We start from the raw sequence: 19,067 nt of genomic DNA, 5'->3' as shown, positions 1-19,067 counted from the left end.
GGTCACACCTCCCGGCCGGCGGCGGCGGTCGAACCCTTCGACGACGGCGCGGAGGTGAAACCCCGCTCCGCGGCGTACTGCTCGAGCAGCTTGCGCAGATTACGACGGCCGCGGTGCAGCCGCGACATCACGGTGCCGATCGGTGTGCCCATGATGTCGGCGACCTCCTTGTAGGAGAAGCCCTCGACGTCGGTGAGGTACACCGCCAGGCGGAACTCCTCCGGCAGCTGCTGGAGGGCCTCCTTGACGTCGCTGTCCGGCAGCCGGTCCAGCGCCTCGGTCTCCGCCGAGCGCAGCCCGCTGGAGGTGTGCGACTCGGCCTCGGCCAGCTGCCAGTCGGTGATCTCCTCGGTGGGCGCCTGCACAGGCTGGCGCTGCCGCTTCCGGTAGGAGTTGATGTAGGTGTTGGTCAGGATCCGGTAGAGCCAGGCCTTCAGGTTGGTGCCCTGCTCGAACTGGTGGAAGGCCGCGTACGCCTTCAGGTACGTCTCCTGGACCAGGTCCTCGGCATCCGCCGGGTTGCGGGTCATCCGCAGTCCGGCAGCGTAGAGCTGATCGACGAAGGGCATCGCGTCCCGCTCGAAGCGGGCCCTGCGCTCGTCCGTCTTCTCGGTGGTCAACCGCACATCCCCTCGCGTCGGATGCTTTCCCGCCGAGGATACGCGTACCGAGCTGCCCGCAGATTCAGTTCCGGGCGGTGTGCTGGTGCTCACCGCGGCCGACGCCTCGACGGGCCACTCCGGCGCGTCCAGCAGCCGCCTGAGCTGCCGCGCGTCCCGTTCGTCCCGCTCCCGGCTCCGTGTCTCGGTCGGCACCGGTCACCCCCCTCGGCTGGAAATGTCATCCAGGGGTAGTAACCGCGCCGTGGGGCCACACATTCCGTCACCCCCGCCGTTCCTGGTCCCGGCCTCGGCCGCGACCGATGCTGGGACCAGGAAGGGCCTGGGAGGATGGCCCCGGCCGCCCGAACCGGACGCCCGGCACCATCCATAGCAACGACCCGCCCGCACCGGCGGTCACGCCCCGTTGATCCGCGGACCCGCCGGGTCACTGTGCCCAGCCGTGGACACGCAGCCAGCTCAGCACCGCGTCGGCCGTTCCGGCGGGGTCGCGGCGCAGGTCGTGGCGCTCGCCCGGGCGCAGCACCACGTCCACACCGGGGCCCGGGTCGGGCACGCCGAACGGGTCCCGGTCGCCGTTGACCACCAGGGTCGGCAGCCCGGTCGCCAGTTCGGCCGCCCGGGAGCGTTCCGGGCGGCCCGGCGGGTGCAGCGGAAACGCCAGCGCGACGATCCCCGCCGCGCCGACCGCGCCCGCCGTACGGCAGGCGACCCGCGCCCCGCTGGAACGACCGCCGACCACCCACCGGGACACCCCCGGGTGCCGCTCCCGCAGCGCGGCCAGCACGGCCGTCCACGCCTCGTCGAGCTGCCCGGCCGGAGCCGGGGCCCGCCGGCCGGCGACCCGGTACGGCTGGGTCACCCGGACCACGGCCACCCCGGCGGCGGTCACCGCGTCCCGGACGGCGAGCAGGTCCGGAGCGTCCACCCCGCCGCCCGCGCCGTGCCCGAGCACCAGCGCGGTGGTCACCGGACCGGCCGGCAGGTCGGTGTCCACCCGCGCCGGTCCGCGGGGGGTGTCGATCTCGTCGCTGTGCCGCACCGGCCCATTCTCCGCCGGCGCCGCGGACCGGGCCCGGGGACCGCACCGCCGCACGCCGACACCGCCACGTCCGGGGCCGGTACGCCGCCGCATCGCGCGACGGGTGCCGACGCCGCCGGCCCGGGGCGAGCGCGGAGCCCCGGAAACGGCGTCGCCGCCCACCTCCGGAGTTGCGAGATGGGCGGCGACGGCCTACCCGATCGGCTCAGCTGAGCGGCACCAGGGTGAGCAGGCGGTCGCGGACCGGCGGTCCGGCTTCATCGACCGCGTCCGGGTCCGGCTGCACCTCGCTGCGCCAGGCGACGAGCATCGCCCGGCGCTCGCGTGGTGTGGTGCCGCCCCAGACGCCGTGGCAGTCACCCACCTCCAGCGCCCAGGCGAGGCAGGAGCCTTGGACGTCACAACTGCGGCAGAGCGTCACGGCCGCGTCGGCCGGCTCATTGGGTGCCGGAAAGAACGTTTCCGGGTCCACGCTCTGGCAGGTCCCTCTGGTCCGCCACGCCTCGTCCTGTCGCCGTTCGCGCAACGCCCGCAGCAGTCGCGGATCTCGTCGTGCGGCGGCCACCTCGTGCGGGCGGGGCATACGTGCCCGTGTCAAATCCACCCACCTCCCCCGTGGGACCGGCAAGATCACCAAGGATCGATGGGTGTCATCCGCCCCGTGCGAATCGACGCCCACCGCCGGCGCTGTGTTCTATCGCACTTGCGGACACGGGGACAAGACTCTGCGGTAAAGATGGCTAAAAGGCCGGGCGACGTTTCGGGCGTAACCCCAGCAAATCCGCACACGACAATGTGCTGAGAGTGATCAGAACAGCGTCATTTCCGGGTCGGCCTCCTCGCGGGCCAGCGGGACCCGGACGGTCAGGCCGGGGCCGTCGTTGCGGACGTCGCCGACCGCCGGGGAGACCGGGCGGATCTCCAACCCGGCGAGCCAGGCCGCCGGCGGCGGGGCGAGCAGCGCGGCGGGCTCGTCGGTCGGAGCGAGCCAGCTCGCCCAGCGTTCCCGGGGCAGCAGCAGCGGCATCCGGTCGTGCACCTCGGCCAGCTCGCCGACGGCCGCGGTGGTGAGCACGCTGAAGGTGAGCAGCGGGCTGCCCGCCGCCTCCCACACCGACCAGATGCCGGCGAAGGCGAGCACCGAGCCGTCCGTCGGCGTCATGTAGTAGGGCTGCCGCCGGCCGCCGGGCTCCCGGACCCACTCGTACCAGCCGTCGGCGGGGACCAGGCAGCGGCGGCGGGCGAAGGACGGGGCGTACGCCCGGCTGGTGGCGATCGTCTCGGCCCGGGCGTTGATCATGCGGGCCGCGCCGCCGGCGCTGCGGGACCAGTGCGGGACCAGGCCCCAGCGGCCGGCGGAGAGCGCCCGGTGCCCCTCCGGGGCCAGCCGGACCAGCGGCACCGGATCGGTCGGGGCGACGTTGAAGTCCGGGCCGACCGCGCCGCCGGTCTCGTCGTACGACTCGAACAGCGCGCTCAGGTCGCCCGCGCTCCGGGTCGTCGCGTACCTCCCGCACATGGCGCACACGCTAACGCGCCGACGGCCTCCCGGCTGTCCCGCCAACCGGGAGCGTTCCCGGTGGCCGGCTCCATCGGCCGCCCGACTTGGCAGAATGTAACCGTGGGGAATCTGACCGCGACCCGGCCGCCACAGCCGTGGACCGCACCTACCGCCAGCGACCCGGTCGCCACGACGCTGCGCCTGCCCGGTTCCAAGTCGATGACCGCGCGGGCCCTGGTGCTCAGCGCGCTGGCCAGTGGCCCGTCGACGCTGGGCGGGCCGCTGCGCGCCCGGGACACGGAGCTGATGGCGGGCGGACTGCGTGCCCTGGGCGCTCACATGTCGATCTCCGACGACGACCGCTGGCTGGTCCGGCCGCACCCGCTGGTCGGCCCGGCGCACGTCGACGTCGGCCTGGCCGGCACGGTGATGCGCTTCCTCCCGCCGGTGGCCGGCCTGGCCGAGGGGCGGGTCACCTTCGACGGCGACCCGCAGGCCCGGGTCCGCCCGCTGGGCCCGCTGATCGGGGCGTTGCGCTCCCTCGGCGTACGCATCGACACGCCCCCCACCGGCAGCCTGCCGCTGACGGTCCTCGGCTCCGGCCGGGTCGCCGGCGGTGAGGTGGTCATCGACGCCTCCGCCTCCAGCCAGCTCGTCTCCGGGCTGCTGCTGGCCGCCCCGCGATTCGACCGCGGCGTGGTGGTCCGGCACGAGGGCCCGCCGGTCCCCTCCGCGCCGCACCTGCGGATGACCGTGCAGATGCTCCGGGCCGCCGGGGCGGCGGTCGACGACAGCGTGCCCGACGTCTGGACGGTCGAGCCGGGGCCGCTGAGCGGCCGTGGCTGGGAGATCGAGCCGGACCTCTCCGGCGCGGTGCCGTTCTTCGCCGCCGCGCTGGTCACCGGCGGCGAGGTGACCCTCCAGGGCTGGCCGCGCAGCAGCATGCAGCCGGTCGAGCAGCTCCGCGCGCTGCTGCACCGGATGGGCGGCGAGGTGACGCTGACCACCAGCGGGCTCACCGTTCGCGGCACCGGCGTGGTGCACGGGCTGGACGCCGACCTCTCGGACGTCAGCGAGCTGACCCCGGCGCTGACCGCGCTGGCCATGCTCGCCGACTCGCCGTCCCGGCTCACCGGCGTCGGGCACATCCGGGGGCACGAGACCGATCGGATCGCCGCGCTGGCCCGGGAGTTCGCGGCGCTCGGCGCGGACATCACCGAGTCGGCCGACGGGCTGGAGATCCGCCCCCGCCCGCTGCGCGGCGGGACCTTCCGGACGTACGCGGACCACCGGATGGCGCACGCCGCCGCGGTGGCCGGGCTGGCCGTACCGGGCATCGAGGTGGACGACGTGGCGTGCACCTCGAAGACCATGCCCGAGTTCCCGGCACTATGGTCAGCAATGGTGACCGGCAAGAGCTGACGCGACAGGGGGCAGGTCCTGGCGACCAAACGGCGCGAGTACGACGAGGACGACGTCCGGGTCCGACCTGGGAAGTCTTCGCGCCCGCGTACGCGCACCCGCCCCCGGCACGCCGACGCGATCGAGGGCTTCGTGATCGCCGTGGACCGGGGCCGCTACACCTGCGTAGGACCGGACGCCGGGCCGGACGACCCGACCGTGACCGCGATGCGGGCCCGCGAGCTGGGCCGCAAGTCGGTGGTGGTGGGCGACCGGGTCGGGCTGGTCGGCGACACCTCCGGCGCGCCCGGGGCGCTGGCCCGGATCGTCCGGATCGCCGAGCGCCGCTCGGTGCTGCGACGCACCGCCGAGGACGACGCGACCACCGCCGAGGGGCGGCTCGAGCGGGTCGTGGTGGCCAACGCCGACCAGTTGGTGATCGTCAGCGCACTGGCCGACCCGCCGCCGCGCACCGGGTTCATCGACCGCTGCCTGGTGGCCGCGTACGACGCGGACATCGAGCCGCTGCTCTGCCTGACCAAGGCGGACCTGGCCGGCCCGGAGGCGGTGCTCGGCTACTACACCGAGCTGGAGCTGCCGTACGTGCTGATCCGCCCGGATTCGGATCTGGCCGCCCTGCGCGCGCTGCTCGCCGGCCGGATCTCGGTCCTGGTGGGGCACTCCGGGGTGGGCAAGTCGACGCTGGTCAACCGTCTCGTCCCGGAGGCCGGGAGGGCGGTCGGGACGGTGAGCGCGATCGGCCGCGGCCGACACACCTCGACCAGCGCCGTGGCGCTGCGGCTGCCGCCCACGCCCGGCGCGAAGGGCGACCCCGGGTGGATCGTCGACACCCCCGGGGTACGCAGCTTCGGGCTGGCGCACGTCTCCGCGGAGAGCCTGCTGCACGGCTTCCCCGACCTGGTGGAGGCGACGGTCGACTGCCCGGCGAACTGCCAGCACACCGCCGAGGAGGCGGACTGCGCGCTGGACGCCTGGGTGGCCGCCGGCAAGGCCGACCCGCGCCGGCTGGCGTCGTACCGCCGGCTGCTGGCCTCCCGCAGCGGCGAGGGCGACCAGCGCGGGGAGGCCGAGCACCGCGGGCCGGGCGAGGGTGACCAGCGTGGGCCGGACGCGCCGCCCGCCGGATCCTGACCCGGCGGCCGCCGATACCGTTTTCGGCATGACCGGGTACGCCGACGACCTCGCCCTCGCCCACCTGCTCGCCGACGCCGCCGACGCCCTCTCCACGGCCCGGTTCCGGGCCCTCGACCTGCGGGTCGAGTCGAAGCCGGACCTCACCCCGGTCTCCGACGCGGACACCGCGGTCGAGCGGGAGATCCGCGCCCTGCTGGCCGGGCACCGGCCGGGCGACGGCCTGCTCGGCGAGGAGTACGGCGAGCAACCGGCCGCCGGGCCCGATGGGCGACGCTGGGTGATCGACCCGATCGACGGCACCAAGAACTTCGTCCGGGGCGTGCCGGTCTGGGCGACCCTGATCGCCCTGCTGGAGGGGGATCGTCCGGTCCTCGGCCTGGTCTCCGCCCCGGCGCTGGGCCGCCGCTGGTGGGCCGCGACGGGCGCGGGCGCGTACGCCGGGCCGGACGCCGCCACCGGCACGCCGATCCGGGTCTCCGGGGTCAAGGACCTCGCCGACGCCAGCTTCTGCTACTCGTCGCTGACCGGTTGGGAGTCCGCCGGCCGGCTGGACGCGGTCCTGCAGCTCATGCGGGACACCTGGCGCAGCCGGGCGTACGGCGACTTCTACGGCTACATGCTGCTGGCCGAGGGAGCGCTGGACGTGATGGTGGAGCCGGAGCTGTCGCTCTGGGACGTCGCGGCGCTGGTGCCGATCGTGACCGAGGCGGGCGGCACCATCACCGATCTGGTCGGCCGGCCGGCGCCGGCGGGCGGGGAGAACAGCACGATCGCCACCAACGGCCTCCTCCACCCCGACATCCTGGGCCGGCTCGGACAGCCAGCCGCGCACTGACCCGCCGGTTGCCTCTATCCTCGCCAGGTGGTGTCCTCCGGTTGGTGCTTCCTCGCGGCCATGATCGTCGCGTACGGCTTCGCCAACCTGCTCCAGTCCGTCGCCGCGGCACGGACAACCGTGCACCACACCTTCGACCCGGGGCTGCTGCTGCGGTTGGCCAGCCACCGGACGTACCTGGTCGGGCTGCTCTGCCAGGTCACCGGGTTCGTGCTGGCCTTCCTGGCCCGGCGGGACCTGCCGCTGTTCCTGGTGCAGGCCAGCGTGGCGGCCGGGCTCGGGGTGACCGCGGTGCTCGGGGTGCTGGTGCTCAAGTGGCGGCTGCCGGCCGCCGAGGTGGCGCTGCTGGCGCTGCTCTTCGGCGGGATCACCGCGCTGGTACTGGCCGCCCAGCCGGCGCCCTCCCGGCAGCTCGGCACGGCCGGTCTGATCGGCCTGGCCGTCGCGCTCGGGGTGATCGCCGTGGCCGGCTTCTTCGCGGCCCGGCTGCACGGCGCGCCCGGCTCGGTGGCGCTCGGCTCGCTGGCCGGGATGGCGTTCTCCGCCGCCGCGGTGGCCGCCCGCCCGCTGGCCTCGGCGGACTCCGCCGAGGCGTTCGTCCGGAACCCGCTGCTCTACCTGCTCATCGTCCACTCGGTGGTGGGGCAGCTGCTGCTCGGCCTGGCGATGCAGCGGGGCTCGACCACGGCCGCGGTGGCCGCGATGGACGCCGCCGGGGCGGTGCCCGCGGCGGTCGTCGGCCTGCTGCTGCTCAACGACCGGATCTGGCCGGGCCGGGAGTGGCTGGCCGGCCTCGGCTTCCTGATCACGCTGGCCTCGGTGGTCGGCCTCACCCGGTACGCCGAACCGCAGCACCACCACGCGGTCGCCCGCGAGCGGGAGCGCCCGATGATCGGTGCCGGCGCCGCCGCCCGGCCCCGCCGCTGACCCCGGCCCGTCCCGCTGGTCAGGCCGCCTCGACGGGCTTTTCGACGGCCTTCTCGGTGGCCTTCTCGGTGGGCTTGCGCCACCCGATCACCCGCTCGTAGAGCCGCTCCAGGGCACCGGCCGTCCGCTCCCAGGTGTAGCTGCACCGGACCCGGTCGACCGCCGCGTGCCCGTACGCGAACCGCCCGGCGTTGTCGGCGAGCAACCGGCGCAGGGTGACCCCGAGCGCGCGGACGTCCCCCGGCGGCACCAGCTTGCCGGTCACCTCGTCCACCACCGCGTCGGCGATGCCGCCCATCGCGTAGCCGACCACCGGCACGCCACAGGCCATCGCCTCCAGCGACACCCGGCCGGCCGACGAGTAGTGCGGCGTGCAGGCGACCACGTCGGCGGAGCGGTACCAGGTGGCCATCTGGTCGTGCGGCACCGCGCCGACCAGCTTCACCTGGTCGGCCACCCCGGTCCGCTCGGCCAGCTCCCGCAGCCGCCGCGCCTCGGCGTGGTCGGCCAGCTGCTCGGCGGGCGGCCCGCCGGCGATCACCAGCTCGGCGTCGCCGACCAGTCGCATCGCCCGGACGAGGTCCTCCTGGCCGTGGCCGGGCGACAGCCCGCCGACGGAGAGGATCCGGGCCCGCTGGTCCCGGGGCGCCGCCTCGCCGTCGGGGTGGAACTGCCCGGTGTCGACCCCGGTCGGCACCATCGCCACCGAGGTGCGTTGCAGTCCCATCCGGGTCAGTTCGTCGACCTCGTCGTTGCACTGGGCGACCGCGATGTCCACCGCCCGGGTCAGCGCGCGCTCCAGCGGGATCCGCTCCCCCGGCCCGTCGTACTGCCCGCCGAGGTGGCGCAGCTGCTCGACGCCGAGCGAGTGGAAGGTCTGCACGACCGGGATGTCGGTCTCGCGGACCGCGTGGGCGGCGGCGAGCCCACCGATCCAGTAGTGCCCGTGCACCACGTCCGGGATCCAGTCGCCGGACCACCGCGCGGCCAGCCAGCGGCCGAACTCGGCCACGTGCGGCACCAGCGCGGCGGTGGGCAGCGGGATGGGCGGACCGACCGGCACCCGCTCCAGCCGGTAGCCGTCCGTCTCGACACACTCCGGCTGCCCCGGGGAGTCGCGGCGCTCGTAGACCCGTACGTCGTGGCCCCGGTCGGCGAGCTCGGCGGCGACCCGGGCGATGTGCTGATGCGTGCCGACGGTCGGGCCGTCGACCTGCCTGGACGGGCCGGCGTTCGCGCACACAAGGCCGACGCGCATGGTGCACCTCCATGCGATCTAGCGAGCGGTGGGTCCTCCCCGGTCAGAGGGTCCCATTAACCCGACCCCGGTGCGCCGAAACCTGGCAGATCGGGACCGGACCGGCGGAGCGGCGTCGTCGGGACACGTCCCGACGGGACGTGACCTTTCGCCGACGGGGTGACAACTGCCCGGAACCGCCGGGGCGCAACCGTGATCCGGGCGACTCGGCCCGCATGACCCACCCGGACCGGGGGTACCGGCGAAGAATGCCCCTCACCCGCAACCTCGACGACGCCACGGTCGTCATCACCGGCGCCTCCAGCGGCATCGGCGCGGCGACCGCGTACGCGCTGGCCCGGCGGGGTGCCGATGTGGTGCTGGCGGCCCGCAGCGAGGAGGCCCTCCAGCGGGTCGCCGCGCACTGCCGGGAGCTGGGTGGGCGGGCGCTGGTCGTACCCACCGACGTGACCGAACCGGAGGCGGTGGAGCGGCTCGCCGCCCGCGCGGCGGCCGAGTTCGGCCGGATCGACGGCTGGGTCAACAACGCGGCGGTCAGCGCGGTGGGCCTCTTCGACGAGATCCCGGTGGCGGAGTTCCGCCGGGTGGTGACGGTGAACCTGCTCGGCACGGCGTACGGGACGAAGGCGGCGCTGCCGTGGCTGGGCGCGGCCGGCGGCGGGGTCGTGGTCAACAACGCCTCGGTGCTGGCCGAGGTGGCGATGCCCTACCAGTCGGCGTACAACGCGACGAAGCACGGCATCCGCGGGCTGGCCGACACCGTGCGGCAGGAGCTGCGGGTGACCGGCCGGGGCAACATCTCCATCTGCACGGTGCTGCCGGCCACCATCGACACCCCGTTCTTCCGGCACGCCGCGAACCACAGCGGGCACGAGCTGACCCCGCCGCCGCCGGTGTACCCGCCGGAGGTGGTCGCCGAGACGATCGTGCGGCTGCTGCGCCGCCCGCGCCGGGAGGCGTACGCGGGGGGCGCGGCGCGACTGTTCGGCCTGCAGTGGCGGCTGGCGCCGGCGCTGGCCGAGCGGGCGCTCGGCTGGTACACCCATCGGACCCAGTTCGGGCCGGGCGTCCGGTTGGACAGCACCGGCAACGTCTTCCGGCCGGACGCCGAGGCGGAACGCGCCGGCGGCTGGCACGGCCGGCGCCGGCAGCTGGTGCGGATGACCGCCGCTTTCGGGCTGGCGGCGGCCGGCACCGCGGTCGGCACGATGGCGGCGATGACCCGCCGGGCCCGGGCGGACCGCTGATGAACCGCATCGACCGGCCGGATGCGCGCCCCGGAGGCGGCGTGCACAATGGGACGATCATGCCGACGGACGTGCGCTGCCTGGTGGAGACGGACGAAACGTCCGCCATCGTCCGGCTGACCGGCGTGCTCGACCTGGCCGGCGCCGACGCCGTCCGCGACGCCCTGCTGGCCCGGCTCTGGGTCCGGCCCGGCCCGGTGATCGCCGATCTCACCGACCTGCGGGTGGCCGAGCCCGCCGCCCGCGCCGTCCTCGACGAGGTGCGCCGGGTGGTGGCCGACTGGCCCGCCGCCGAACTGCTGATCCTGGATCCGGCGGGCACCCGGGAGGGTGCCGGGTCGCCGGTCCGGGCGACCCTGGACGAGGCGCAGGCCGCGCTGGCCGGGTCGCCGCTGGCCGCGGTGCTGAACGCCGACCTGCCGCCGGCCGTGGGCGCGGCCCGGGAGGCCCGGGCGTTGGTGACCGACGGCTGCGGCCGGTGGGGGGTGCCGGAGCTGGCGGAGCCGGCCTGCATCGCGGTCACCGAGATGGTCAACAACGTGGTCGCCCACGCGCGCACCCCGATGACCGTCCGGGTGGCCCCGCGGGACAGCTTCCTGCACCTGGCCGTCCGGGACCACTCTCCCCGGCCGCCCGCGTACGCCGGGCTGGCGCCGCTCGACTCGGCCGGGGGGCGGGGGCTGCTGCTGATCGACACTATCGCCCGGCGCTGGGGCAGCACCCCGTTGCCGGACGGCAAGGTGGTCTGGTGCGTGCTGCACCCGGAGGACGAGGCCGGCTACCGGAGCTGACCGGGGCGGGGGCCGGTCCGGCCGGGGTGTTTCTTCCCTTTGCTCCCGATCGCCGGCCCACGATCCGGTTAATCCGGGCAGCGCAGTGGGTAGTGCTCAGCCATGCGCGATGACGAGTACCCGACCCCCGTGTCCGACCCCGAGGCGGAGGGGCTGCCCGACACCGCCGACGACGACTCGACCGCCAACGACGACGTACTGACCGGCCGCGAGGCGGACGGCCCGGAGCCGGCGCAACTGCCCGGGGATCGCACGCCGGTGGCGGTGGACCGGTTCGGGACCACCGCCGAGGAGCAGCTCGACGGCGAGTCGCTGGACTACAAGCTCCAGCGGGAGACCTACGAGCGCCCGGCCGACGACCCGCTCGCCGGCTCGGTGGATCCGGACATCGCCGCCGAGGCGGACAGCGAGGAGGCCGCCGCGCAGGCCCAGCTCGACGCCGACGTGATGGACCCGGGTCCCACCTCCGACCCGCACTCCCCGGTCTCGCTCTACGACCACGGCCAGCTCGGCAGCGTCGCCGACGCCCAGGTCGGCCGGCTGGTCGAGCCGGACGAGGGGGCGCACACCGACCAGGAGACCGACAACGTCGCGTACGACGCCGGTTCGGCCGGTGGCGGCGCGACCGCGGAGGAGCTGGCCATCCACGAGACCCGGCCGCCGGAGGCGCACTAGTCGTCCAGGCCCCGTTCGATGGCGTAGCGGGTCAGCTCGACCCGGTTGTGCAGCTGGAGCTTGCCGAGCGTGTTCTGCACGTGGTTCTGCACCGTCCGGTGGGAGAGCCCGAGCCGCTCGGCGATCTGCTTGTACGACAGGCCCTTGGCCACCAGGCGCAGCACCTCGGTCTCCCGTTCGGTGAGCCGGGGTGCGGAGTCGTCGGTGGGTCCGCTCGGCGGCGTCGCCGCCAGCCGGCGGTACTCCCCCAGCACCAGCCCGGCGAGCCCCGGGGTGAACACCGGCTCCCCGGCGGCGGTGCGCCGCACCGCGTCGAGGAACTCCGCCGGCGCGGCCGACTTGACCAGGTAGCCGGTGGCGCCGGCCTTCACCGCGTCCAGCACGCTCTGCGGCTCGCCGCTGGCCGACAGCATCAGCACCCGGACCTCGGGCAGCGCCGCGCGCAGCCCGCGGATCACCTCGACCCCGGAGACGTCCGGCAGTTGCAGGTCGAGCACCACCACGTCGGGCCGGGCGGCGGCGGCCACCCGCACGGCCTGCCGCCCCTCGCCGCTGGTGGCGACGACCAGGTGACCGGCCTCGGTGAGGTCGCGGGCCACCCCCTCCCGCCACATCGGGTGGTCGTCGACCACCATCACCCGTACTCCGCCGCTCATCGCCCGCTCCTCGGCACGACCAGCTCGATCTCCGTGCCCTGGCCGGGGGTGGAGACGATGCGGACCGCGCCGCCCAGGTCGGCGATGCGGCCCCGGATGGACTGGGCGACCCCGAGCCGGCCCTGCGTCACGGCCTCGGCCAGCCGGCCGTCCGGGATGCCCGGGCCCTCGTCGCGTATCGAGACGGTCACCGTCTCCCCCTCGTCCTCGATCAGCACCCAGGCCCGCCCGCCGGCGTGCCGGGCCACGTTGTCCAGGGCCGCCCCGGTGGCGGCGGCCAGTTCCCGGGCGACCCGGGCGGGCAGCGGCACCGGGCCGGCGGGCGCGGAGACCGCGACCGTCGCCGTGGCGTACCGGTCGAGCAGGCCGCGCAGGTCCCGGCTGCCGCCGTCGTCGTCGGGGTCGCCGCCGGAGCGACCGATCAGCGCCCGCAGCGCCGCCTCCTGCTCGCCGGCCAGCCGGGCCAGCTCACCGCCCTCGCCGTCGAGCTGGGCGCCGCGTCGCTGCACCAGCGCCAGCACCTGGAGGACCGAGTCGTGAATGTCCCTGGCCAGCCGCTCCCGCTCCCGGGTCGCCGCCTCCAGCTCGACCGCCCGTTGCAGCCGCTCCTCGGCGGTCACCGCCAGCCGGGCGACGTGCCCGACCACCACCCCGGCGAGCAGCATCAGGATCACCCCGGTCAGCGACGACTGGCTGATCCGCTCGCGGGTGGCCAGGTCGGCGCCGCCGAGCACCAGGGCGGCGACCGCGCCCCGGCGCCGCCCGCCGGAGACCGCCCAGGCCAGCACCGGCCCGGCCAACCAGGCCACGGTCAGGGTGGGCACGCCGGCGGCGAGCGCCGCCCGCCCCACCACCCAGGGGGTGGCCAGCATGATCGCCAGCACCACGCCGAGGTCGGCGAGGAGCAGCGGCCAGCGCCGCCCGGCCGGGCGCGCGTAGCCGGCCGCGGTCGCCCCGGACCAGGCCAGCATCACCAGCAGTACGCCGCCGGCGGCCAGCGGGTGGGCGTACCGGTCGGCGTCGCGGAGGACCAGCACCCCGACGTACGCCAGCGAGGCGAACCGGAACACCGCGATGGAGCGCCAGAGGGGGACCTCGAGACCTCCGGAGGGCGTCGGCATGCGCGACACCATGCCACAGTCCGAAGGGACGCCGGGGACAGCGCCGGGTGTGGTTCGGGAAACCCTGACGTACGGTGGAAATGCCGCGAACAACTACGAGATCCAGCGCCGGGACGGGGCCATGACGAATGCATCACCCCGCGCACCGCGTACGGTTGTGCCCATCGAATCTTCCCTCCTCATCGCCGAAGCCTTCGATCAGGCACAGGTGACCGAGCTGCGCCACTCGGTCAGCTCCTGCGCGCACGCCGCCGGGCTCAGCGGGCAGCGGCTGGACGACTTCGTGCTGGCGGTCAACGAGCTGATCACCAACGCCGTGCGGCATGGCGGCGGCCAGGGCTCGCTGCGGCTGTGGCGGGAGGCCGCCGAGGTGGTCTGCGAGGTCACCGACCACGGCAGCGGGATCAGCCCCCGGCGGCTCGACAACCGCAGCCGCCCGGCCCCGGACACCGCCGGCGGCTGGGGCCTCTGGCTCGCCCGCGAGCTCAGCGACACGATGGAGGTCGTGACCGGCGAGGCCGGCACCGTCGTCCGGATCGGCGCCGTCCTCGCCGCCACCGAGCGCGTCGGCCGCCACCGCGCCGACTAGCCGCCCCCGTCCGCCGGGGGTCAGCCGAAGAGGGCGCTGACCGACTCGCCGTTGTGGATGCGCCGCATCGCCTCGGCCAGCGCCGGGGCCACCGACAGCACCTCCAGCTGCGGCACCCGCTTCGCCGCCGGGATCGGCACCGTGTTGGTGCAGACAATCTCCAGCACGCCCTCCTGGGCGCTCAGCCGCTCCAGCGCGCCGCTGGAGAAGAGGCCGTGGGTGCAGGCCAGCCGGATCGAGCGGACCTTCCGCTCGCGCAGGTGCCCGATCAGCTCGATCACCGTGCTGCCCTTGGCGATCTCGTCGTCCAGCACGATCACGTCCCGGTCCGCCACGTCGCCGATCACCGTACTGATCTTGACCAGGTCGTCGCTGAACCGCTGCTTCGCGCCGGCCGCGACCGGGGTGCCGAGCATCCGCGCGAACGCGGCCGCCTCCTTGGCGTTGCCCAGGTCCGGCGAGACCACCACGGTGTTGCCCAGGTCGTACCCCTTGAAGTGGGCGGCCAGCTCGCGCAGCGCGTGCAGGTGGTCGACCGGGACGCTGAAGAAGCCGTGCACCTGCGGCGAGTGCAGGGTCATCGCGAGGACCCGGTGCGCGCCGGCCGAGGTGAGCAGGTCGGCCACCAGCCGGCCCCCGATGGAGATGCGCGGGGCGTCCTTCTTGTCCGAGCGGGCGTACGCGTAGTGCGGCAGCACCACGGTGATCCGCCCGGCGGACGCGCCTCGGGCCGCGTCGATCATGAGCAGCAGCTCGACCAGGTGCTCCTGCACCGGCGGCACCAGCGGCTGGATCAGGAAGACGTCCCGCTCCCGGCAGTTCGCCTGCAACTGCACCTCCAGGCAGTCGTTGGCGAACCGGGACACCCGCACCGGGTGCAGCGGGACGTCGAGGTGGGCGCAGATCTCGGCGGCGAGGTCGGGGTGGGCGGTTCCGCTGAACACAGCAATGTCACGCACGCTTGTTGATCGTACGGATGGACGGAGGGCGACGACGGACGCTCCCGGCGGGTACGGTGCTGCGGTGACCGGAGAGTTCGTCGCCGCCATCGATCAGGGCACCACCTCGTCGCGGTGCATCATCTTCGACCGGGCCGGGGAGATCGTCTCGGTGGCCCAGCGCGAGCACCGGCAGATCTTCCCGCAACCCGGCTGGGTGGAGCACGACGCCGAGGAGATCTGGGCGAACGTCCAGCGGGTCGTGCGGGAGGCGCTGGACGCCGCGGGGACCGGACCGGCGGGGTTGGCCGCGGTCGGCATCACCAACCAGCGGGAGACCACTGTGGTCTGGGACCGGGCCACCGGCCGACCGGTGGCCAACGCCGTCGTCTGGCAGGACACCCGCACCGGCCCGCTGCTGCGCGAGCTGGCCGAGGCGTACGACGAGGAGCGGCTGCGCGCCCGCACGGGCCTCACCCTGGCCACCTACTTCGCCGGCCCGAAGCTGCGCTGGCTGCTCGACCACGTCGACGGGCTGCGCGAGCGCGCCGAGCGGGGCGAGGTCCTGTTCGGCACGATGGACAGCTGGCTGATCTGGAAGCTGACCGGCCGGCACGTCACCGACGTGACCAACGCCAGCCGGACCATGCTGATGGACCTGGAGACCCTCGACTGGGATCCGGAGTTGCTGGCGGCGATGCGGGTCCCGGCGGCGATGCTCCCGGAGATCCGCTGCTCGGCCGAGGTCTACGGGACCGCCGACGGGGTGCTCGCCGGGGTGCCGGTGGCCAGCGCGCTCGGCGATCAGCAGGCCGCCCTGTTCGGGCAGACCTGCTTCCAGCCCGGCGAGGCGAAGTGCACCTACGGCACCGGCAGCTTCCTGCTGCTCAACACCGGTGCCAGCCCGGTCGCCTCCCGGCACGGCCTGCTCACCACGGTGGCGTACCGGATCGACGGCCACCCGCCCGTCTACGCCCTGGAGGGCGCGATCGCGGTCACCGGCTCGCTGGTGCAGTGGCTGCGCGACAACCTGGGCCTGATCACCACCGCCGCGCAGGTCGAGGAGCTGGCCCGCACCGTCGACGACAACGGCGGCTGCTACATCGTGCCCGCCTTCTCCGGGCTGTTCGCGCCGCACTGGCGCAGCGACGCCCGGGGCGTGATCGCCGGGCTGACCGGCTACATCACCAAGGGGCACCTGGCCCGGGCGGCGCTGGAGGCGTCCGCCTGGCAGACCTGCGAGGTGGTCGACGCGATGAACGCCGACTCCGACGTGGCGCTGCGCCGGCTGCGGGTCGACGGCGGGATGACCGGCAACGCGCTGCTGATGCAGTTCCTCGCCGATGTCCTCGACGTGCCGGTGGTCCGCTCCCGGATCACCGAGACGACCTGCCTCGGCGCCGCGTACGCGGCCGGCCTGGCGGTCGGCTTCTGGCCCGACCTGGCCACCCTGCGCGAGCAGTGGCGCTCCGACGCGCAGTGGGAGCCGGCGATGGACCCGGCGCTGCGCGAGCGGGAGCTGCGTAACTGGCGCAAGGCCGTGCAGCGCACCCTCGACTGGGTGGACTGACTACGCCCAGCTGTTGCCGGTGAGCTTTTCGTAGACCTCGACGTAGCGGGCCCGGGTCGCCTCGACCACCTCGGCCGGCACCTCCGGCGCGGGCGGAGACTTGTCCCAGCCGCTGCCGGTGGCCCAGTCCCGGACGTACTGCTTGTCGTAGGAGAACTGGGCGCGGCCCGGCTGGTACGACTCGGCCGGCCAGAACCGGGACGAGTCGGAGGTGAGCACCTCGTCGGCGAGGACCAGGGTGCCGTCCGCCGCCCAGCCCAGCTCGATCTTGGTGTCGGCGACCAGGATGCCCCGGTCGGCGGCGATCTCCGCGCCGCGCCGGTAGACGTCGATGGTGATCTGCCGCAGCCGCTCGGCCAACTCGGCGCCGACCTTGTCGACGACCTGGCCGTAGGTGATCGGCTCGTCGTGCTCCCCCTTCGGGGCCTTGGTCGACGGGGTGAAGATCGGCTCGGGCAGGATCGAGGCCTCGACCAGGCCCCGCGGGAGCTCGACGCCGGAGACCGCGCCGCTGCGCTGGTACTCGGCGAAGCCGCCGCCGGTCAGGTAGCCGCGGGCCACGCACTCCACCGGGACCATGTCGAGCCGGCGGCAGCGGATCGCCCGGCCGGCGAACTCCGCCGGCACGTCGGTGGCGGAGATGACGTGGTTCGGCACCAGGTCGGCGAGCTGCTCGAACCACCAGAGCGAGAGGGCGGTGAGCAGGCGACCCTTGTCCGGGATGGGGGTGGGCAGCGCCACGTCGTAGATCGAGATCCGGTCCGAGGCGACCAGGATCAGGTCGTCGCCGTCGGCGTAGACGTCCCGGACCTTGCCCGAGTGCAGAAGTTCCACGGCGCCTAGTACACCATGTGGCGGACAGTCGCCCGGCGCGACCACCGCGCGTCCCACCGCCCACCGCCGGACCGCCGGGACAGGGCGACGTACCGGCGCAATCCGTCCCGGCGTTGACACCCTCGATCGCGGCCTGTGTAAATGGTCCGTCCGCAGCAGCTCGCCAGCGCCCCAGGAGTCCCCGTGCGCGCCTCCCCGCCCGTGCCGCCCCGCCCCGGTGTCGACCGGCGGCGGTTCCTCGGCGCGCTGACCGGCCTGCCGCTGCTCGCCGGCGGTGGCCTCGCCGGGTGCGACCGGGAGGCGGAGACGCGGACCGACGACCGGCCGATCGAGTTGTCGGTCTTCTGGTGGGGCGGGGCCGGGCGGGCCGAGGCCACCGAGAAGGCGCTGCGGCTGTACTCCCAGCAGAACCCCCGGGTCCGGTTCCGGGTCACCTGGCAGGGGCTCACCGGCTACTACGACCGGCTGGCCACCCAGGCCACCGGCGGGAACGTGCCGGACCTGTTCCAGATCGACGACACCGTCCTCACCGAGTACGCGCAGCGCGAGATCGTGCTCGACCTCAGCGGGTACGTCGCGGACAAGCGGCTCGACCTGGGTGGCCTGCCGGAGGGCCTGGCCCGCTACGGCCGGGTCGACGAGCGCACGGTCGCCGTCGCCGCCGCCCAGACCGGCGCCGCGCTGGTCTACAACCGTGACCTGCTGCGCCGGCTGCGGGTGCCGGAGCCGCGCATCGGCATGCCCTGGCCCGACTACGTGGAATGGGCTGGCCGGGTCACCCGCGCCGCTGGCGGCCGGGTGGCCGGGACGATGGATCCCTCCGGCGACTACCGGGCGCTGTGGCTCTGGCTCCGGGGCCAGGGCGGCGAGCTGTACCAGGGGCGGCAGCTCGGGTTCGGCAGCGCCGAACTGCTCGACTGGTTCGAGCTGTGGCAGGTGGCCCGCGCCCGGCGGGCTACGCCGAGCGCCGCCCTGGTGGAGCAGGCCGACACCGGCGACCTGGCCCACCAGCTCGTGGTCACCGGGCACACCGCGGCATCCTTCGCCTGGTCGCACCAGTTGGCGGAGCTCCAGCACCACACCGACGACGAGCTGGCGATCGTCAGCCTGCCCGGCACCCCGGCCGCCCAGTGGGCACGGGCGTCCATGTACTGGGCGGCGTTCCGGGGCACCCGGCACCCCGGGGTGGTCGTCGACGTGCTCAACTTCCTCACCACCAACGTGGCGGCCGGCCGGATCCTCGGCGTCGAACGCGGCCTGAACGCCAGCACCGCGGTCCGCGGGTTCGTCGCCGACGGCATCACCGACCGGGCCCAGAAGCGGATCGTCGCGTTCGGCACCGCCCTGGACGACCTGCTCGGGCCCGCCCCCGCGCCACCGCCGAAGGGCCATGCGAAGGTGCGCGCGCTGCTGATCGCCGCCGCCGAGAGCGTCCGCGCCGGAGACTCCGGCGCCCGCGCGGCCACCTCGCGTTTCATCGCCCAGGCGAACGCGGCCCTGGCCGAGTGACCGGCCGCGCCGGCCCGGCCGGCGGCGTCCCACCGGGGCGCGCGGGCCCGGCCGGCGTCGGCCGGGCCCGCGTTCCGGTCGGATCAGCGCGGCGGGCCACCCCGCCGGCCGCGCATCAGCCGCAGCACCAACAGCACGATCACGACGACCACCACCAGGCAGCAGAGCAGGCCGAGGAAGCCCCCGCCGCCCCGCGACCGCCGCCGGGCGGCCTCCACCACCAGCTCGCCGCTCCCCGTGGACGCCCAGGCCGCGACCGGTACGAACACCGAGAGCACGACCGCACCGAGGACCGCGCCGAGCCGGCCCCACCACTTGCTCCAAGCAGACATGCCCTCATCCTCGCCGAGAAGCGCAACCCGGGCACGGGGACTGCCACTCGTCACCGGCCGGCGCAA

At 74.7% G+C, this 19,067-nt stretch carries 20 protein-coding genes; 10 read left to right on the top strand and 10 right to left on the bottom strand.

Annotation, left to right across the window (positions count from 1 at the left end):
- Window positions 1-2 precede the first annotated feature (2 nt).
- The 4 genes from OG799_RS34030 to OG799_RS34015 form a co-directional block, all read right to left on the bottom strand.
- Window positions 3-815, bottom strand: a complete 813-nt coding sequence (locus OG799_RS34030) for a sigma-70 family RNA polymerase sigma factor (RefSeq protein WP_406041206.1) — start codon at window positions 813-815, stop codon at window positions 3-5.
- Between the two features lie 232 nt (window positions 816-1,047).
- On the bottom strand, window positions 1,048-1,662 hold the full coding sequence (locus OG799_RS34025) for an alpha/beta family hydrolase (RefSeq protein ID WP_406041204.1): 615 nt from the start codon (window positions 1,660-1,662) through the stop codon (window positions 1,048-1,050).
- Window positions 1,663-1,867: 205 nt separating this feature from the next.
- Window positions 1,868-2,260, bottom strand: a complete 393-nt coding sequence (locus tag OG799_RS34020) for a WhiB family transcriptional regulator (RefSeq protein WP_406041202.1) — start codon at window positions 2,258-2,260, stop codon at window positions 1,868-1,870.
- A gap of 210 nt (window positions 2,261-2,470) precedes the next feature.
- Window positions 2,471-3,181 (bottom strand): SOS response-associated peptidase, encoded by a 711-nt coding sequence (locus OG799_RS34015; protein WP_406041200.1) that lies wholly within the window; start codon window positions 3,179-3,181, stop codon window positions 2,471-2,473.
- Window positions 3,182-3,283: 102 nt separating this feature from the next.
- Between OG799_RS34015 and aroA the strand changes: the two genes are divergently transcribed.
- The 4 genes from aroA (at window position 3,284) to OG799_RS33995 (ending at window position 7,481) form a co-directional block, all read left to right on the top strand.
- Window positions 3,284-4,585, top strand: a complete 1,302-nt coding sequence (gene aroA, locus OG799_RS34010) for a 3-phosphoshikimate 1-carboxyvinyltransferase (RefSeq protein WP_406041198.1) — start codon at window positions 3,284-3,286, stop codon at window positions 4,583-4,585.
- A gap of 132 nt (window positions 4,586-4,717) precedes the next feature.
- A complete protein-coding gene (gene rsgA, locus OG799_RS34005; RefSeq protein ID WP_406041196.1) occupies window positions 4,718-5,716 on the top strand; it encodes a ribosome small subunit-dependent GTPase A in 999 nt (332 codons plus the stop codon).
- Between the two features lie 28 nt (window positions 5,717-5,744).
- Window positions 5,745-6,554, top strand: coding sequence for a histidinol-phosphatase (hisN, locus tag OG799_RS34000; protein WP_406041194.1), 810 nt, complete (start codon window positions 5,745-5,747; stop codon window positions 6,552-6,554).
- A gap of 27 nt (window positions 6,555-6,581) precedes the next feature.
- Window positions 6,582-7,481 (top strand): hypothetical protein, encoded by a 900-nt coding sequence (locus OG799_RS33995; RefSeq protein ID WP_406041192.1) that lies wholly within the window; start codon window positions 6,582-6,584, stop codon window positions 7,479-7,481.
- Window positions 7,482-7,500: 19 nt separating this feature from the next.
- Here the strand turns inward: OG799_RS33995 and OG799_RS33990 are convergent, their stop codons facing one another.
- Window positions 7,501-8,739 (bottom strand): glycosyltransferase, encoded by a 1,239-nt coding sequence (locus OG799_RS33990; RefSeq protein WP_406041190.1) that lies wholly within the window; start codon window positions 8,737-8,739, stop codon window positions 7,501-7,503.
- Between the two features lie 248 nt (window positions 8,740-8,987).
- Here OG799_RS33990 and OG799_RS33985 point away from each other — a divergent pair, with 248 nt between their 5' ends.
- From OG799_RS33985 to OG799_RS33975, 3 genes are all read left to right on the top strand, one after another.
- Window positions 8,988-9,986 (top strand): SDR family oxidoreductase, encoded by a 999-nt coding sequence (locus tag OG799_RS33985; RefSeq protein ID WP_406041188.1) that lies wholly within the window; start codon window positions 8,988-8,990, stop codon window positions 9,984-9,986.
- A gap of 59 nt (window positions 9,987-10,045) precedes the next feature.
- Window positions 10,046-10,777, top strand: coding sequence for an ATP-binding protein (locus OG799_RS33980; protein WP_406041186.1), 732 nt, complete (start codon window positions 10,046-10,048; stop codon window positions 10,775-10,777).
- A 102-nt stretch (window positions 10,778-10,879) separates the two neighbouring features.
- Window positions 10,880-11,452 carry a DUF5709 domain-containing protein gene (locus OG799_RS33975; protein ID WP_406041184.1) on the top strand — a complete coding sequence of 191 codons (573 nt, stop codon included), beginning with the start codon at window positions 10,880-10,882 and terminating at the stop codon, window positions 11,450-11,452.
- On the opposite strand, the gene OG799_RS33970 is transcribed toward OG799_RS33975, so the two are convergent.
- Complete coding sequence (locus OG799_RS33970; protein WP_406041182.1) at window positions 11,449-12,108, bottom strand: response regulator; 660 nt, start codon at window positions 12,106-12,108, stop codon at window positions 11,449-11,451. The genes OG799_RS33975 and OG799_RS33970 overlap by 4 nt on opposite strands.
- Window positions 12,105-13,229, bottom strand: a complete 1,125-nt coding sequence (gene macS, locus OG799_RS33965) for a MacS family sensor histidine kinase (RefSeq protein WP_406041180.1) — start codon at window positions 13,227-13,229, stop codon at window positions 12,105-12,107. The genes OG799_RS33970 and macS overlap by 4 nt, the downstream gene beginning before the upstream one ends.
- Window positions 13,230-13,350: 121 nt before the next feature.
- Here macS and OG799_RS33960 point away from each other — a divergent pair, with 121 nt between their 5' ends.
- Entirely contained in the window at window positions 13,351-13,818 is a 468-nt protein-coding gene (locus OG799_RS33960; protein ID WP_406041178.1) for an ATP-binding protein, read from the top strand.
- Window positions 13,819-13,838: 20 nt separating this feature from the next.
- Here OG799_RS33960 and OG799_RS33955 read toward each other — a convergent pair whose 3' ends face one another.
- A complete protein-coding gene (locus OG799_RS33955; RefSeq protein ID WP_406041176.1) occupies window positions 13,839-14,777 on the bottom strand; it encodes a ribose-phosphate diphosphokinase in 939 nt (312 codons plus the stop codon).
- 64 nt (window positions 14,778-14,841) lie between these two features.
- Here OG799_RS33955 and glpK point away from each other — a divergent pair, with 64 nt between their 5' ends.
- Window positions 14,842-16,326 carry a glycerol kinase GlpK gene (gene glpK / locus OG799_RS33950; RefSeq protein ID WP_406041174.1) on the top strand — a complete coding sequence of 495 codons (1,485 nt, stop codon included), beginning with the start codon at window positions 14,842-14,844 and terminating at the stop codon, window positions 16,324-16,326.
- Here glpK and OG799_RS33945 read toward each other — a convergent pair whose 3' ends face one another.
- On the bottom strand, window positions 16,327-17,160 hold the full coding sequence (locus tag OG799_RS33945) for a phosphoribosylaminoimidazolesuccinocarboxamide synthase (protein WP_406041172.1): 834 nt from the start codon (window positions 17,158-17,160) through the stop codon (window positions 16,327-16,329). It lies immediately after the preceding gene.
- A gap of 183 nt (window positions 17,161-17,343) precedes the next feature.
- Between OG799_RS33945 and OG799_RS33940 the strand changes: the two genes are divergently transcribed.
- A complete protein-coding gene (locus OG799_RS33940) occupies window positions 17,344-18,669 on the top strand; it encodes an ABC transporter substrate-binding protein (protein WP_406041170.1) in 1,326 nt (441 codons plus the stop codon).
- 83 nt (window positions 18,670-18,752) lie between these two features.
- Here the strand turns inward: OG799_RS33940 and OG799_RS33935 are convergent, their stop codons facing one another.
- Window positions 18,753-19,001: a hypothetical protein gene (locus OG799_RS33935; RefSeq protein WP_406041168.1), complete on the bottom strand. Its 249-nt coding sequence runs from the start codon at window positions 18,999-19,001 to the stop codon at window positions 18,753-18,755.
- Window positions 19,002-19,067 lie beyond the last annotated feature (66 nt).

Source organism: Micromonospora sp. NBC_00898, from assembly GCF_045207895.1.
GTDB lineage: Bacteria > Actinomycetota > Actinomycetes > Mycobacteriales > Micromonosporaceae > Micromonospora.
Note: the sequence above shows the minus strand (reverse complement) of the source record. Positions and strands in the feature narration are given on the sequence as shown.

Coding starts and splice junctions, on each gene's coding strand:
- OG799_RS33990 (WP_406041190.1), bottom strand. CDS start 8,739: ATGCGCGTCGGCCTTGTGTGCGCGAACGCCGGCCCGTCCAGGCAGGTC.
- OG799_RS33975 (WP_406041184.1), top strand. CDS start 10,880: ATGCGCGATGACGAGTACCCGACCCCCGTGTCCGACCCCGAGGCGGAG.
- OG799_RS33960 (WP_406041178.1), top strand. CDS start 13,351: ATGACGAATGCATCACCCCGCGCACCGCGTACGGTTGTGCCCATCGAA.
- OG799_RS33970 (WP_406041182.1), bottom strand. CDS start 12,108: ATGAGCGGCGGAGTACGGGTGATGGTGGTCGACGACCACCCGATGTGG.
- OG799_RS34015 (WP_406041200.1), bottom strand. CDS start 3,181: ATGTGCGGGAGGTACGCGACGACCCGGAGCGCGGGCGACCTGAGCGCG.
- OG799_RS33980 (WP_406041186.1), top strand. CDS start 10,046: ATGCCGACGGACGTGCGCTGCCTGGTGGAGACGGACGAAACGTCCGCC.
- macS (WP_406041180.1), bottom strand. CDS start 13,229: ATGCCGACGCCCTCCGGAGGTCTCGAGGTCCCCCTCTGGCGCTCCATC.
- hisN (WP_406041194.1), top strand. CDS start 5,745: ATGACCGGGTACGCCGACGACCTCGCCCTCGCCCACCTGCTCGCCGAC.
- OG799_RS33985 (WP_406041188.1), top strand. CDS start 8,988: ATGCCCCTCACCCGCAACCTCGACGACGCCACGGTCGTCATCACCGGC.
- OG799_RS33935 (WP_406041168.1), bottom strand. CDS start 19,001: ATGTCTGCTTGGAGCAAGTGGTGGGGCCGGCTCGGCGCGGTCCTCGGT.